Consider the following 13,317-nt stretch of genomic DNA (forward strand, 5'->3'; position numbering starts at 1 on the left):
CGGGCATACATTCATGCCATCCGGCACCATCTTTGGAGACTTCCATGTCCAGCAGCCAGAACGCACTCGTGCTCATTGCACGCATCCTTCTTTCCTTCATCTTCATTCTCTCGGGCTTCGGCAAACTGACCGATCCTGCGGGCACTGCCGGTATGATCACCGGCGCTGGTTTGCCCGCGGCGACAGCTCTGGCCTATCTTGCAGGCGCGTTTGAGCTGGTCGCCGGTCTTGCCATCCTCGTTGGCTTCCAGACCAAGGTTGCCGCTTGGGCGCTTGCCGTCTTCTGCGTCTTCACCGGTCTCGTTTTCCACAGCGGCACGGTTGTTGTTCCAGGCTGGCCGGATGCGGCTCTCGGCTGGATCAACACGCTGAACGGCATCATGCTGATGAAGAACATCACGCTTGCCGGTGCTTACATCCTGCTCGCAACTTTCGGCGCAGGCGCTTACTCGCTCGACGCCCGCCGTGGCCTCAGCCTCGCTCGCGCATAAACTGATCTTCAATTCGTAAAAAAGGCCGCTGGATTGCTCCGGCGGCCTTTTTTCATCCCGTGTAGTCTTTTTCGTAACCCGGTAGATGCTCGATATCGGCTAACCAATCCACGGCGGAACGGGTCCATATCTGCGCCTTGGGGACCAGCGCGTTGCGCTCATTGATGCTGCCCCAGCGAATGCCCCATTCCTTTGCCTCATCACCCTCGCCGCTGGTGAACAGAGGCGAACCGCACTCCGGGCAAAAATGCTGGTTGCGCGGGCGGCCGTTATCGCCGGTTTTCCGATAGACCTTCGGCTGATGATTCCCGATTTTAAGGTCGGAGCGTTTGACCAGCAGCGTGACCCGAAAGGGCGAGCCGGTCAGCCGCTGGCAATCCGTACAATGGCAAATGCCAACGCGATTGGGATCGGCTTCTGCCTCAAACTGGATATGGCCGCACTGGCACTGGCCTGTAATATGCATCATGACACTCCTTCTCCAAGGAGACCATCATAAAGCAGCCCCTGAATAAACCAAGGATTAGACGGCGGATTGAACGCGCGCGATGATGTCTTGTACTACCGCGTCACCCTCATGTTCTGGCTTTCGCGCCCGCACGAAGCAGGCTTCCGAGCGCAGAATGATGCCATCGGTCAGGATTTTCAGGTGGTTTGCCTTGAGCGTCGAGCCTGTGGAGGTGATATCAACGATGATATCCGCCTGCCCTGCCGCCGGTGCACCTTCTGTCGCGCCAAGGCTTTCGACAATGCGGTAAAGCTGGATACCGTGCTGGCGGGAGAAGAACTGTTGCGTCAGCCGCCAGTATTTCGTGGCGATGGCAAGGCGGCGTCCGTGGCGGGCGCGAAATTCGGCGGCGACATCGCCCAGATCGGCCATGCTGTCCACATCCAGCCATATCTCAGGCACGGCCACGACGACATCGGCATGGCCAAAACCGAGGCGGGCGCAGAACTCGACGCGCTTATCCACATCACTCAAATCTTCACGCACGAGGTCTTCGCCGGTGACGCCGAAATCCACGGTGCCGTTGCCGATCTCGCGGGCGATTTCGGAGGCCGAGAGATAGGCGATCTCGATATCGTCGCGCCCTTCGATACGGCCGCGATAGGAGCGGTCATTGCCGATGGCAACGACCTTCAGCCCTGCGCGCTCCAGAATGGCGGAGGCGTCTTCCTTCATGCGACCCTTGGAGGGCAAGGCAATGGTGATGGTCATGGTTTGGCCCTCACGGCTTCGATACGATCCAGCCAGAGTGAAAAACCGACCGCCGGGATTTTGTCTTTTGCGCCGAGCAACGTCATCAGCCGGTCGAACCGACCGCCACCTGCCAGCACTGCCCCCTCACCTTGCACGCTCACTTCGAACACCAGACCGGTGTAGTAATCCAGCGGACGCCCGAAGGCTGCGCCATAGGTGATCGTATCCAGATCGACACCACCATTGGCAAGCGCTGCAACGCGGGCGTCGAAGGCAGACAATGCGGCCTGCAATTTCAGCTTGGCCTTGTCGGCAAACTCGGCAAGCGTCTGCGATGCCTGCGACAGCGGTGCCTGGAGGCTCAGAAACTGCTTTAGCAGCTCGAAACTTTCATCCGGCAGGCGCGTGGCGGCCAGCGCCAGCTTTTCGCGCAGACGGCGGGCGATTTCTTGCGGGGAGCGGCTGGCATTGGTGGAATAGCCGGTGTCTTCCATGACACTGTCGATATAGTCGACCAGCACCTTTTCCTCACCCGTGGCCAGCAGGCCCGCAACGCGCGCGTCAAGTCCTGTCATCGGCTTGGGGCTGACGAGGCTTTGCAGCAGCGCTTCCAGTTGCGCGATATCGCCAAACGCCTGCACCAGCCGCTTCTGCCAGCCGAGCGGCAGACCGAGGGCTGCCACAACGGCTTCGAACACCTGCTGATCGCCCAGCGTCACAGTTAACTTGCGTCCCGGAAGAAGGCGGGTCAGAATTCCGATAGCATCGCTAACGGCGCGAGCATCGGCGGCGGCGATATCCGTATCGCCCAAATCCTCGATCCCAGCCTGATAGAACTCGTTTGCACCTTCGCGACGCTGGCGGAACACTTCACCCAGATAGGAATAACGTTTCGGTGTGCCTGTTGCGGTTTCGATGTGACGCAGGCAGACCGGAATGGTGAATTCAGGGCGCAGGCACAGGCTTGCTCCCGTTTCGCTCTCCGTCAGGAAAATCCGGCGACGCAGGTCTTCCCCAGCCATATCCAGAAACGGTTCTGCGGGCTGGATGACCGGTGTGTTGACGCGGCTGGTGCGGCGCGCACGGAATTCATCCAGAAGCTCACCGGCAAAATCCGGCATGTCTATCATGGGCATGAGATGGCTCCTGTACGGCGAGTGACATACCCCCCTCTGCCCTGCCGGGCATCTCCCCCACAAGGAGGGAGATCGGCAAGACGCTTAGCCCCCGCTCTTCCCGCAGCGTTACCGATGGGCGAGAGGTTACCGCGATTCAATCTCCCCACCTGTGGGGGAGATGCCCGGCAGGGCAGAGGGGGGCGGGCTAGGCTCATCGGCTTAATTGCCTTGCGCCCGCAGCCGATCCTCGGCCTGAGCCGCCAGAATCTCTTTCACCTTGGCAACCAGTTCCGCTTCCGGCACCGTTTCCTGCGCCACGCGGGCCTCGCGCCATGCGGCGTTGTCCTCGATTTCGCCGGACAGACGCTTGCCTTCGATCAAATCCTTGATCTGCACAATCCCGGCGGCACGCTCGTCGCTGCCCTGAATGATCGCCAGCGGCGCGTCCATGCGGTCGGCATATTTCAGTTGGTTGCCGAATTTCTTCCAGTTGCCCTGGTACATTTCAGCACGAATGCCTTCATTGCGCAGCGCCTGCGTGAAGCGCTGATAACGCCCCATGCTCTCCACATCACCATCCATGACGGTGACGAGGACGGGCGCGAGCGGCTTTGTCTGGCCAAGCTTGCCGAGATTCTTCAGCGCCGTCATCAGGCGCGAAACGCCGATGGAGAAGCCAGTTGCCGGAACTGGCTGACCCATGAAGCGCGACACCAGACCATCATAACGACCACCGCCGCCGACAGAACCGAAGACGACCTTTTCGCCCTTTTCGTTGGTAACGTCGAAGGTGAGTTCAGCTTCGTAGACGGGGCCGGTGTAGTATTCGAGGCCTCGGACGCAGGACAGATCAATCTTGATTCGATCATTGCCGTAGCCAGCGGAGCTAACAAGTCCACTAATATCGAACAACGCAATTAGGGGGCTAAAATCGACGTCAGTGCCGTCAATAGGATCAGATAAAAGCATCATAATGGGCATCAGCCAATCGAACGCGCCTGACTGGACCTGTTCATCATCTAATATGGGCTTTCCGTCCCGACGGAAATCGGAGAAGAATTCTCTCCGTGATTTCGGCCAACTAACTGTCTCTTGGCCGATTGTAATTCTAAGTGGTTCGTCATCTCGACTATCAACGACAGGATTTGCGAAGAGCCTGTATAATGCTTTAGCTTGATCGCTCGATAGTCCGGCGCCTTTTGTGAAATCACCGCTTTCATCTTTACGGCCGGAAGTAAGCAGCTGAAAAACACCATCCCAACCGAACTTATCAAACTTATCCAAGCTTCTGAGAACGTTGACCTTCTGCGACTCGTTCACGCCTCTAGCGGCTAGAACAGAATCCAATAATGCTCGGTTGTTCACGCGGATCACGTAATCGCCGCGCTTGATGCCCAGAGCTTCCAGCGTATCCGCCATCATCATGCACATTTCAGCATCGGCCTGAACGCCGAACGCTCCAATGGTATCGGCATCGAACTGCATGAACTGGCGGAAGCGGCCGGGGCCGGGCTTTTCGTTGCGGAAGACATAGCCGGCGCGATAGGTGCGGTATGGTAGCTGTATCTCGTTGAAGTTTTCAGCGACATGGCGGGCGAGCGGTGCGGTGAGGTCGTAGCGCAGGCTCATCCACTGGTCGTCGTCATCGGTCAGCGAAAACACGCCTTCATTGGGGCGGTCGCTATCGGGCAGGAACTTGCCGAGTGCATCGGTATATTCGAACAGCGGCGTTTCAATGGGGTCGAAACCGTAGAGTTCGTAAACGCCACGGATTTTCTCGATCATTTCATTGGTGGCATGGATATCGGCAGCCGAACGGTCCGTGAAGCCGCGCGGCAGGCGGGCTTTCAGTTTCTGAGGCTTCTTCTGTTTTTCGCTCATGATTGCCGATCCGGTATTCTTGAAATTCAAGCCGCCGTATTAGAGGATGAAGCCCTGTGCGGCAAGGCCGCAGGCGCTGGTTTTGCTAGCGCAGCAACGGAAGCTGTGCTATCTGGGATACACGCATCCCAATCGCCTACGGGGACAACACAGCCATGAGCAAACAAACCGCCATCCGCCTGCCTGACGAAACATTCGACCGCCTGAAAGCGCTATCCGAGCGCACGGGCCGAACATCCGCCTATTATATCCGCGAGGCGATCGAAAAGCACATTGAGGATATGGAGGATTTGTATCTGGCAGAAGAGGCGACGCGCCGAATTCAGCGTGGTGAATCGAAGATGGTAAGCGCAGAGGCGATGTGGCGTGACCTGGAAAATTGAGTACCACTCGGATTTCCAGACAAAAGTCGGAGACATCGATCCAAGTCTTCGCCATCACATCCGCTCGTTTTTACATGAGCAGGTGGCGGTGTTAGACGACCCGCGCAAAATCGGCACAAATCTCGGCACCTACTGGCGATATCGGGAACGCGGCTTGCGGCTCATTTGCGACATCCAAGATCAAAAGCAGTCTATACTCGTCATCGAAATCGGCCACCTGCCCGAGAAGTCCATCGCTGAACCATGATCCTCGAAGCCATCAATTACGCCGCGACCTATGCGAAGACGCCGCCGGAATTTCGGCCCCATGTGCGCTATTCCATCAATCTCTGGGCGCGGGCGAACCGCTGTAAAAAAGCGTGGGCGGAACATGAGGAGAAAAGCAAACGCTTCATCCTCTCCACCGTCAACAAGCTAAAGCAGAGACGCACCGCCGTCGTGTTGGGCTCTGGCTTGTTGCGGGACGTGCCGCTTCAACAGTTGGCCGGGGCATTCGATACCGTGGTTCTGGTTGATCTGGTGCATCTGGCCAGCATCCGCGCCAGGCTTTACGCGCGCCACAGCAGAACGGTCGTTCTGAACCATCGAGACCTCTCAGGCTATGCCGATCTGGAGGCGGGACGACAGCCGGAACCCTTGGCATTCCTGCGGCTGGTCCCGTATCTAGACCTCGTCATCTCGGCCAATCTTCTGTCGCAGATCGGCACCGGCGTTCGCAACCGGCTGGAAAAACAACCTGACAATGGAATGCCTGATGATACGCTGCCGCGCCTCGTCCACGCGCATCTGGATGGGTTATCGGGCCTTCCCTGCAAGGCATGCCTTATCACCGACAGGTCGTTTGAGGTTATCGACAGAAACGGCAGCATACGCCAGCAGGAAGATTTGCTGCATGGCGTGGCGGTTCCCAAAATCGCCCGAGGTTGGGACTGGCCGGTGGCGCCATTTGGCGAGGAGAGCCGCGATTACCAGATCATTCACAAAGTTGTGGCCAGCGAACTGACATAAAGCCATTTTCCTGTCCGGTTTAAGGGGCTAAGCTCCGCGACATGCGCTTCATCATCCGCACATTGATGTTTATGGCCTGTATTCTGCAAAGCGCGATGCCCTTGCAGGCAGGGCTGGCGATGTCCGTGCCCGTGACAGCACAAATCCATGTCTCAGCCGGAAACGAAGCTGATCATGGCGATCACAGCATACCCGTGGCCGGGTCTGAAAGCACTGAAAGCGCCGATCCCTGCCCGCACCGGGGCACCATGATCCACGCGCCCCATTGTGCAGCCTGTCTCGTACTGATCCCCGAGCTGAACTTCGCGGAAAAAGGGCGCGCTCTTGACCCTTATCCCATCCCTGACCTGCAACAGGCTTTTCTGAGCAATGGTCTGGCACCACCCGTGCCACCTCCCCGCGCCTGAAAGGCGAGTTTTGCGACAATCCATCAAAATTCTGCAAGACAGAGGAAGGATAATCCATGTCTATGAAAACCATTTCCATCACCATGGCTCTCTTCAGTGCATTTCTGACATCAGCACATGCGCAAGACCACGGCGCTCACACGGGCCATGTGACCAAGAGCGAGGCAAGCGAAAGCGCCTCCACCAAGGCCTATCGAGAGGCCAGCAAGAAAATGCATGGCGATATGTCTGAAAACTATACCGGCGATGCCGATGTGGATTTCGTGCGGGGAATGATCCCGCATCATCAAGGTGCCATCGATATGGCAAGGGTACAGTTGCAGTATGGCAAGGACCCTGAAATCCGCAAGCTGGCCGAAGAGGTGATCAAAGCCCAGGAAACCGAAATTGCCACCATGAAAGCGTGGCTGGCGTCCAAGGGTCAATAACGTTTTAACAGGAGAGGCAGCTTATGGCTGCTTCTCCACTGTAATGGCGTAGTTTGCGCCAAGGCCGCGACGGGATGAGCTGAGCACGAGGATGGGGCGGATCAGCCATTCCGTATCCGCCTTCGGCGTCAGCACCGCCGTGTTCTTACCCGCATCGCTGAAGAAGATCGCGTCGTCTTCCGGCTTGGCGAAATCGAAAATGGCCATCACCACGAATTCGCTACGGCTGGCGAGTGTGACGTTCAGCGTCTCACCCGCCTTGACCTTGAGGCGGTAGACATCGCCCCTGCCCTGCCTCGTCCAGCCGTTCAGTACCAGCGGGCCGGATGCGGGCATGGCGGCGGGCTTCAAAGTCTCGCCATCATCCAGCCAGATGCCATCGACATTGCGGCTTTCCGCATGGGCGGGAGCCACCGCCGATAGGGTGAGAAGAGACGCCAGAAGAATGTTTGAAAATCTGGTCACGGGCGTGAAAACTCCAGCCTTCGCGTTTCAATGCGCGGGCGGCAATGGCAACCCTCGATGTGGTCATTGACCATGCCCATGGCCTGCATGAATGCGTAAATCGTTGTGGGCCCGACAAATGTCCAGCCGCGCTTTTTCAGGTCTTTCGACAGGCGCGTAGAGGCTGGCGTGATCGGATTGGCGCGCAGCGTCGCGTAATCGAAGACCAGCGGACGTTCGTTTTCCTTCGGTTCGAAGCTCCAGAAATAACGGGCGAGCGAGCCGAACTCGTCGCGCATTTCGATGGCACGGCGGGCGTTGTTGATGGTGGAAACGATTTTGCCGCGATGGCGGATGATGCCCTTATCTGTCACACAGCGCTCGATATCGGCCTCTCCAAATTGAGCAACCTTATCGAAATCGAAACCGCAGAATGCGGCGCGAAACGCCTCGCGCTTTCTCAGCACCGTCAGCCATGACAGGCCGGACTGGAAACCCTCCAGGCAAATCTTTTCGAACAGGCGCGTGTCATCCTTGACCGGACGACCCCATTCCTCATCGTGATACAGCGCGTAATCCGTCAGCCCCTGTTGCCAGGAGCAGCGGATAACGCCGTCGTCGCCTGTCGAAAGTCCGGTTTCACTCATGGCGTCAATGCCTTTTTTCGTCGTCTGCCGGTGATTACCATTGATTCACCCTGTTTCAAAACCGTGTGCTAACCTTATTAAAAGCTTTCGGCCAAATCGCGGCTTTTCATGAACTGCCATTTACCATTCGCTGTCGCGGAGGTGCGAACGTGACTGTCATGTTCCGGTGTCATGTAGAGAGTTCACCCGATGTCGATGAAATCCGTTTTTCTCGCGCTGAGCTTTGTCTCCGCGATGTCCATGCCAGCGCTTGCCAATGATCGATACCGGGAGCGCCCGCCTGTTGTCGTCAGCCCCGATTTGACGGCGCCTTGGGTCATGCAGCTTGGTGGTGCTCAGGTTCGCCCGGTTGTCTACCCGCAGCGGCCCGTTCGTCCCTCGCTGTTTCAACAGCCGCGTGCACGAGCCGTGGCCGTAAGACCAAATACGCCAAATATGCGGACGCCCCCGCAATTCCTGCCGCAGATGGTACAGTACCAGGGCAAGGAAGCACCGGGTACAATCGTCATCGATACGCCAAACCGCCTTCTTTATCTCGTCATGGCAAACGGAAAGGCGCGGCGTTACGGCGTTGGCGTCGGCAAGCCGGGCTTCGAATGGGCCGGTACGCATACGATTACACGTAAGAACGAGTGGCCGAGCTGGACGCCGCCGCAGGAAATGATCACCCGCGAAGCCGCAAAGGGCCATTACCTGCCGGCCTTCATGGAAGGCGGACCGCAAAACCCGATGGGCGCGCGCGCCATGTATCTCGGTTCCACGCTTTACCGCATTCACGGCACCAACCAGCCATGGACCATCGGCAGCAACAATTCCTCCGGTTGCATCCGCATGCGCAATGAAGATGTGACCGATCTTTACGAGCGCGTGAATGTCGGCACGCGTGTGATTGTGATCTGATAGCAACGCTAATATAAATCTTCACGCCGAAGAGTTGCAATCAGGCCCGAACGTGCTTGCTGGCTTGAATGAATGATCTAAGGTCCGGCCATATACTTTTGGCGGGGGACGCCAGGGGGCGGCAAGCACTTTTACGAGTGCCAACCGATGAGAGACGGGCGGTGATCAGACCGCCCGTTTTTTATTGCGTCATCGCGATTTTCTTTGGCCTGCTACCGCCATAAGCCCAATCCAGCAATTCGATCGTGTGGAGAATTGGCATCGCCGTGCCACTTGCGATCTGCGTCATGCAGCCGATATTGCCGGTGGCTATGATATCGGCCTTTGTCGCCTCGATATTCCTGACCTTACGCGCCTTCAACTCCGCCGAAATTTCCGGCTGGAGAATGTTGTAAGTTCCAGCCGAGCCGCAACAGAGATGCCCCTCTGCCGGATCACGCACTGTAAAACCTGCCGCCTTCAGCAGAAGTTTCGGCACGGTCGTGATCTTCTGACCATGCTGCATGGAACAGGCGGAATGATAGGCCACCGTCAGACCATTTCGCTCCAGAGACGGCAGATCAAGTCCGCCCAGATATTCGGTGATATCCTTCGCCAGCCCGGAAACAGTCCGCGCTTTTTCTGCGTAGGTGGCATCCAGCCGTAGCATATGGGCATAATCCTTGATGGTGGTGCCACAGCCCGATGCGGTGATGATGATGGCATCCAGACCACCCTTGTCGATCTCGCGCATCCACACATCGACATTGTGCCGCGCCGACGCTAGCGCCTGCTCTTCCCGACCCATATGGTGCACCAGCGCCCCGCAACAGCCCTCCCCTTCCGGCAGCACCACCTCGACGCCAAGCCGGGTGAGAAGCCGGATCGTTGCGTCGTTGATACCAGGATCGAGCACGGGTTGGGCGCACCCTGTGAGGATCGCGACACGTCCACGTTTTTCGACTTGAGGGACTTGGGTGCTGGGATTGGCAAAGGCCGACGGTGCCGGAGTGGTTTTCGGTGCCAAATCTAGCATTGATGCCAAAGGTTTCAGTGTTTTGATCTTGTGAAGCAATGGCGCAAATGGCTGACCGAGGCGGGCGAGCTTGAGAGCTACTCGAAACCGTTTCGGATAGGGCAGCACCAAGGCCAGCAGATCGCGGATGAGCCGATCCATCAGCGGCCGCCGGTAGGTGTTTTCGATGTGAATGCGGGCGTGGTCGACCAGATGCATATAGTCGACGCCCGAGGGACAGGTGGTCACGCAGGCCAGACAGGACAGGCAGCGGTCGATATGCGTCACCACTTGCGCATCCGCCGGGCGGTCGTTTTCCAGCATATCCTTGATGAGATAGATGCGTCCGCGCGGGCTATCCAGCTCATTGCCCAACGTCACATAGGTGGGACAGGTGGCCGTGCAGAAACCGCAATGCACGCATTTGCGCAGGATTTTCTCGGATTCGGCGACGTTTGGATCGGCGAGTTGCTGAGGCGTGAAGGAGGTTTGCATTAGTGGAGACCTCGGGCGTGGGTGCGGATGCGCCCCCCTCTGGCCTGCCGGACATCTCCCCCACAGGTGGGGAGATCGGCTGGGCGCAAGGACGTCGCTTCACCTTCGGCGTCAGAGATGGGCAGAAGGTCACCGCAAATCGATCTCCCTTCTTGTGGGGGAGATGTCCGGCAGGACAGAGGGGGGTGAGCCACGAATTCGACCATCATGATATTCCCATCTTCCCCGGATTAAAAATCCCCGCCGGATCAAGCTTCCCCCTAACCCGCCCAGAAAGCACAGCTTCCACCGGCGAGAGTGGCTCAAACGCCGCAATGACCTCCCGGACTTCCGAGCGTATTAATGTGGCATGACCACCACCGACCGCTTTGACGTAGTGCCGCAAAAGCTCCGCTTCCGGCTGAGCGTCCATCTGCATCCAGACCAAGCCACCCTGCCAATCGTAGAACGCATCGATGCCCGCTTCCAGCCGCAGCGCTGCCACCAGCTTGTGGCCTTGGGAGGGGGCGACCGAGACTCGCCAGAGCGGTTTTGCCGGATTGGCCGCGTAGGGCGTCACATCGCGGATTTGCTGCCACAGCGCCTTGCTTTCGTCCTCACCGAGAAACACCGAAGCGCCAAGTGCTGACAGGATCGTTTGCAGTTTCTGCGACCGCGCCTCAACCGAAGCACCGAGCCCTTCCAGCCGCAGCACGGTGGCTGCGCCATCGGGCAGCGATCCGTTGAGAAACCGGGATTTCACGCTCTCCGGCAGATGCGCGGCACCGGAGACCTCGACGCTGGTCGCCATGGCGGCGGCCATGGCATGGGTAGCGGCCTCGTCTTCGAGGCCGGATATAACGAGCGTGGTTTGTGCAGGCGGAACCGGCAGGATGCGGAAGGTGACTTCCGTCAAAAAACCGAGCGTTCCATAAGAGCCCGCCAACAGCTTGACCAGATCGAGCCCGGTGACATTCTTCATCACCCGTCCGCCCGCTTTTATGGCCTCGCCCCGACCATTGACGAAGCGGATGCCGAGCAGGCTGTCGCGCGCAGCACCTGCCACGTAACGGCGCGGGCCGGAGATATTGGCGGCAAAAACGCCGCCAATTGTCGGCTCACCCACAGTACCCATCACGGCGCGGTGGTCCATGGGTTCGAATGCCATCATCTGGTTGGCAGCAGACAGCGCCGCCTCCACCTCAACCACCGGCGTTCCGGCTTTCACCGTCATGACCATTTCAGCGGGGTTATAGGCCACGATGCCGCTGATTGATCGAGAGGAGAGCGCCGCTTCAGCCGCAACGCGATTGCCGAAGCCGGAGCGCGTATTGCCGCCAAAGATTGCCAACGCCCGGCGGGCATCCGCGTGATCGCGAATGATATCGGCAGCTTCAGTCTCGGTTTTAGGCAGATGCATGTCGTTCATGTCGCAGGCCGTCCGTCCAGCGGGAAGACCTTGGAGGGATTGAGTATCCAGTCTTCATCGAAGGCAGCGCGCACCGCCATTTGCTGGTTCAGATCGGCATCTGAATACTGGTGGCGCATCAGGTCGCGCTTTTCGATGCCGACGCCATGTTCTCCGGTCAGGCAACCACCCGCATCGACGCAGAGCCGCAGGATTTGATTGCCCGCCTCTTCAGCTTTCGCGGCCTCTTCTGGGTCGTTGGCGTTGAAGAGGATGAGCGGGTGCATGTTGCCATCGCCCGCGTGGAAAACATTGGCGACACGAAGCCCGAGGCTATCGACAATTTCGCTGGTCTTTTTCAACACATAGGACAGTTGGCTGAGCGGGACCGTGCCGTCCATACAGATATAATCCGAGATGCGACCTGTCGCACCGAATGCGGATTTGCGGCCTTTCCAGATGGCGGCGGCTTCCATGGCGGACTGACATTCACGCACGGTTTTGACGCCATGTTTTCGAGCGATGGCAACGATGTCGGTCAGCATGGCGTCCATCTCGTCTTCCGACCCCTCCACCTCGACAATCAGCAATGCGCCTACATCCAGCGGATATCCGGCCTTGGCAAAGGCCTCGCAAATCTCGATGGCCGGCTTGTCCATGAACTCGATGGCGACGGGAATGATGCCCGAGCCGATAATATCGGCAACGCAGGAGCCTGCCTCCTCGGAGGTTTCGAAACCGAACAGAACCGGCCGCGCGCCTTCCGGCTTGGCAATCAGTCGCACCGTGGCTTCGGTCACGATGCCAAGCTGGCCTTCCGAACCGCAGACGAGGCCGAGCAGGTCGTAACCGCCCGCGTCCAGATGCTTGCCGCCGATTTCCAGCACCGTGCCATCCACCAGAACCATCTTTACGCCGAGCAGATTGTTGGTGGTTACACCATATTTCAGGCAATGTGCCCCGCCGGAATTCATGCCGATATTGCCGCCGATGGTGCAAGCCAGTTGGGAGCTTGGGTCAGGCGCATAGAAAAACCCTTGCGAGCCTGCGACATCAGAGATCGACAGATTGGTGACACCTGCCTGCACGGTGGCGGTGCGGTTGAAGAAATCCATCTCGAGAATCTGTGCCATCTTCGAAAGGCCGATCACCACCGCATCCTCCTGCGGAATAGCACCGCCGGACAGAGATGTGCCCGCCCCGCGCGGCACGATGGGAATGCCGTAACGATGGCAATATTTCATGACGGCGGAAGCCTGTGCCGTCGTCTTCGGCAGCGCGACGGCCAGCGGCACTTTTCGGTAAGAAACGAAAGCATCCGTTTCGAATGGCACGAGCTCTCGCAACTCGTGGACAAAACATTCCGGCGGCAGCAGATCGGCAAGGTCGGCCACGATCCTTGCCCTGTTTTCAAGAACCGACAGGCGGGGTTTCAAAAACTCTATGGCTTGCGACATGATTGCTCCACACGCCTCCTCCTGCGATGCAGGCCATGATGTTACGAATATTTCGCCAATGGACGCAAGCGAGCTT

At 58.3% G+C, this 13,317-nt stretch carries 16 protein-coding genes and 1 pseudogene; 8 read left to right on the plus strand and 9 right to left on the minus strand.

Annotation, left to right across the window (positions count from 1 at the left end; translation table 11 throughout):
- Window positions 1-44 precede the first annotated feature (44 nt).
- On the plus strand, window positions 45-491 hold the full coding sequence (locus ATO67_RS11055; RefSeq protein WP_067648472.1) for a DoxX family protein: 447 nt from the start codon (window positions 45-47) through the stop codon (window positions 489-491).
- A gap of 52 nt (window positions 492-543) precedes the next feature.
- Here ATO67_RS11055 and ATO67_RS11060 read toward each other — a convergent pair whose 3' ends face one another.
- Genes ATO67_RS11060 through ATO67_RS11070 form a run of 3 tightly spaced genes read right to left on the minus strand, consistent with a single transcriptional unit; the run spans window position 544 to window position 2,828 of the window.
- On the minus strand, window positions 544-957 hold the full coding sequence (locus ATO67_RS11060; RefSeq protein ID WP_067649039.1) for a GFA family protein: 414 nt from the start codon (window positions 955-957) through the stop codon (window positions 544-546).
- Between the two features lie 57 nt (window positions 958-1,014).
- On the minus strand, window positions 1,015-1,710 hold the full coding sequence (gene hisG / locus ATO67_RS11065; RefSeq protein WP_067648475.1) for an ATP phosphoribosyltransferase: 696 nt from the start codon (window positions 1,708-1,710) through the stop codon (window positions 1,015-1,017).
- Window positions 1,707-2,828 (minus strand): ATP phosphoribosyltransferase regulatory subunit, encoded by a 1,122-nt coding sequence (locus ATO67_RS11070; RefSeq protein ID WP_067648478.1) that lies wholly within the window; start codon window positions 2,826-2,828, stop codon window positions 1,707-1,709. The genes hisG and ATO67_RS11070 overlap by 4 nt, the downstream gene beginning before the upstream one ends.
- Window positions 2,829-2,854: 26 nt before the next feature.
- Between ATO67_RS11070 and ATO67_RS23460 the strand changes: the two are divergent.
- A pseudogene (locus ATO67_RS23460) lies at window positions 2,855-3,012 on the plus strand (bifunctional diaminohydroxyphosphoribosylaminopyrimidine deaminase/5-amino-6-(5-phosphoribosylamino)uracil reductase RibD); the annotation flags it as partial.
- Between the two features lie 17 nt (window positions 3,013-3,029).
- On the opposite strand, the gene ATO67_RS11075 reads toward ATO67_RS23460, so the two are convergent.
- Window positions 3,030-4,691, minus strand: a complete 1,662-nt coding sequence (locus ATO67_RS11075; RefSeq protein ID WP_067648481.1) for a histidine--tRNA ligase — start codon at window positions 4,689-4,691, stop codon at window positions 3,030-3,032.
- Window positions 4,692-4,846: 155 nt separating this feature from the next.
- Between ATO67_RS11075 and relB the strand changes: the two genes are divergently transcribed.
- The 5 genes from relB to copM are packed head-to-tail and all read left to right on the plus strand — an operon-like array spanning window position 4,847 to window position 6,917.
- Entirely contained in the window at window positions 4,847-5,074 is a 228-nt protein-coding gene (relB, locus tag ATO67_RS11080) for a type II toxin-antitoxin system RelB family antitoxin (RefSeq protein ID WP_067648484.1), read from the plus strand.
- Window positions 5,058-5,321 (plus strand): type II toxin-antitoxin system RelE family toxin, encoded by a 264-nt coding sequence (locus ATO67_RS11085; RefSeq protein ID WP_067648487.1) that lies wholly within the window; start codon window positions 5,058-5,060, stop codon window positions 5,319-5,321. Before relB ends, ATO67_RS11085 begins: the two co-directional genes overlap by 17 nt.
- A complete protein-coding gene (locus ATO67_RS11090; protein ID WP_067648490.1) occupies window positions 5,318-6,082 on the plus strand; it encodes a hypothetical protein in 765 nt (254 codons plus the stop codon). Before ATO67_RS11085 ends, ATO67_RS11090 begins: the two co-directional genes overlap by 4 nt.
- A gap of 41 nt (window positions 6,083-6,123) precedes the next feature.
- Window positions 6,124-6,489, plus strand: a complete 366-nt coding sequence (locus ATO67_RS23100) for a hypothetical protein (protein ID WP_103087489.1) — start codon at window positions 6,124-6,126, stop codon at window positions 6,487-6,489.
- A gap of 56 nt (window positions 6,490-6,545) precedes the next feature.
- Window positions 6,546-6,917 (plus strand): CopM family metallochaperone, encoded by a 372-nt coding sequence (gene copM, locus ATO67_RS11100; RefSeq protein ID WP_067648496.1) that lies wholly within the window; start codon window positions 6,546-6,548, stop codon window positions 6,915-6,917.
- A 21-nt stretch (window positions 6,918-6,938) separates the two neighbouring features.
- On the opposite strand, the gene ATO67_RS11105 is transcribed toward copM, so the two are convergent.
- Entirely contained in the window at window positions 6,939-7,382 is a 444-nt protein-coding gene (locus ATO67_RS11105) for a hypothetical protein (RefSeq protein WP_067648499.1), read from the minus strand.
- Complete coding sequence (locus ATO67_RS11110; protein ID WP_067648502.1) at window positions 7,379-8,008, minus strand: DNA-3-methyladenine glycosylase I; 630 nt, start codon at window positions 8,006-8,008, stop codon at window positions 7,379-7,381. The genes ATO67_RS11105 and ATO67_RS11110 overlap by 4 nt, the downstream gene beginning before the upstream one ends.
- A 189-nt stretch (window positions 8,009-8,197) precedes the next feature.
- On the opposite strand from ATO67_RS11110, the gene ATO67_RS11115 reads away from it, so the two are divergent.
- Window positions 8,198-8,908: a L,D-transpeptidase gene (locus ATO67_RS11115; protein ID WP_067648505.1), complete on the plus strand. Its 711-nt coding sequence runs from the start codon at window positions 8,198-8,200 to the stop codon at window positions 8,906-8,908.
- Window positions 8,909-9,089: 181 nt separating this feature from the next.
- Here ATO67_RS11115 and glcF read toward each other — a convergent pair whose 3' ends face one another.
- The 3 genes from glcF to ATO67_RS11130 all read right to left on the minus strand — a co-directional run bounded on the left by glcF (window position 9,090) and on the right by ATO67_RS11130 (window position 13,241).
- Window positions 9,090-10,397: a glycolate oxidase subunit GlcF gene (glcF, locus tag ATO67_RS11120; RefSeq protein WP_067648508.1), complete on the minus strand. Its 1,308-nt coding sequence runs from the start codon at window positions 10,395-10,397 to the stop codon at window positions 9,090-9,092.
- A gap of 205 nt (window positions 10,398-10,602) precedes the next feature.
- Window positions 10,603-11,796 (minus strand): FAD-binding protein, encoded by a 1,194-nt coding sequence (locus ATO67_RS11125; protein WP_067649042.1) that lies wholly within the window; start codon window positions 11,794-11,796, stop codon window positions 10,603-10,605.
- 5 nt (window positions 11,797-11,801) lie between these two features.
- Complete coding sequence (locus ATO67_RS11130) at window positions 11,802-13,241, minus strand: FAD-linked oxidase C-terminal domain-containing protein (protein WP_067648510.1); 1,440 nt, start codon at window positions 13,239-13,241, stop codon at window positions 11,802-11,804.
- Window positions 13,242-13,317 lie beyond the last annotated feature (76 nt).

It is taken from the genome of Agrobacterium bohemicum, from assembly GCF_001562555.1.
GTDB classification, from domain to species: domain Bacteria; phylum Pseudomonadota; class Alphaproteobacteria; order Rhizobiales; family Rhizobiaceae; genus Agrobacterium; species Agrobacterium bohemicum.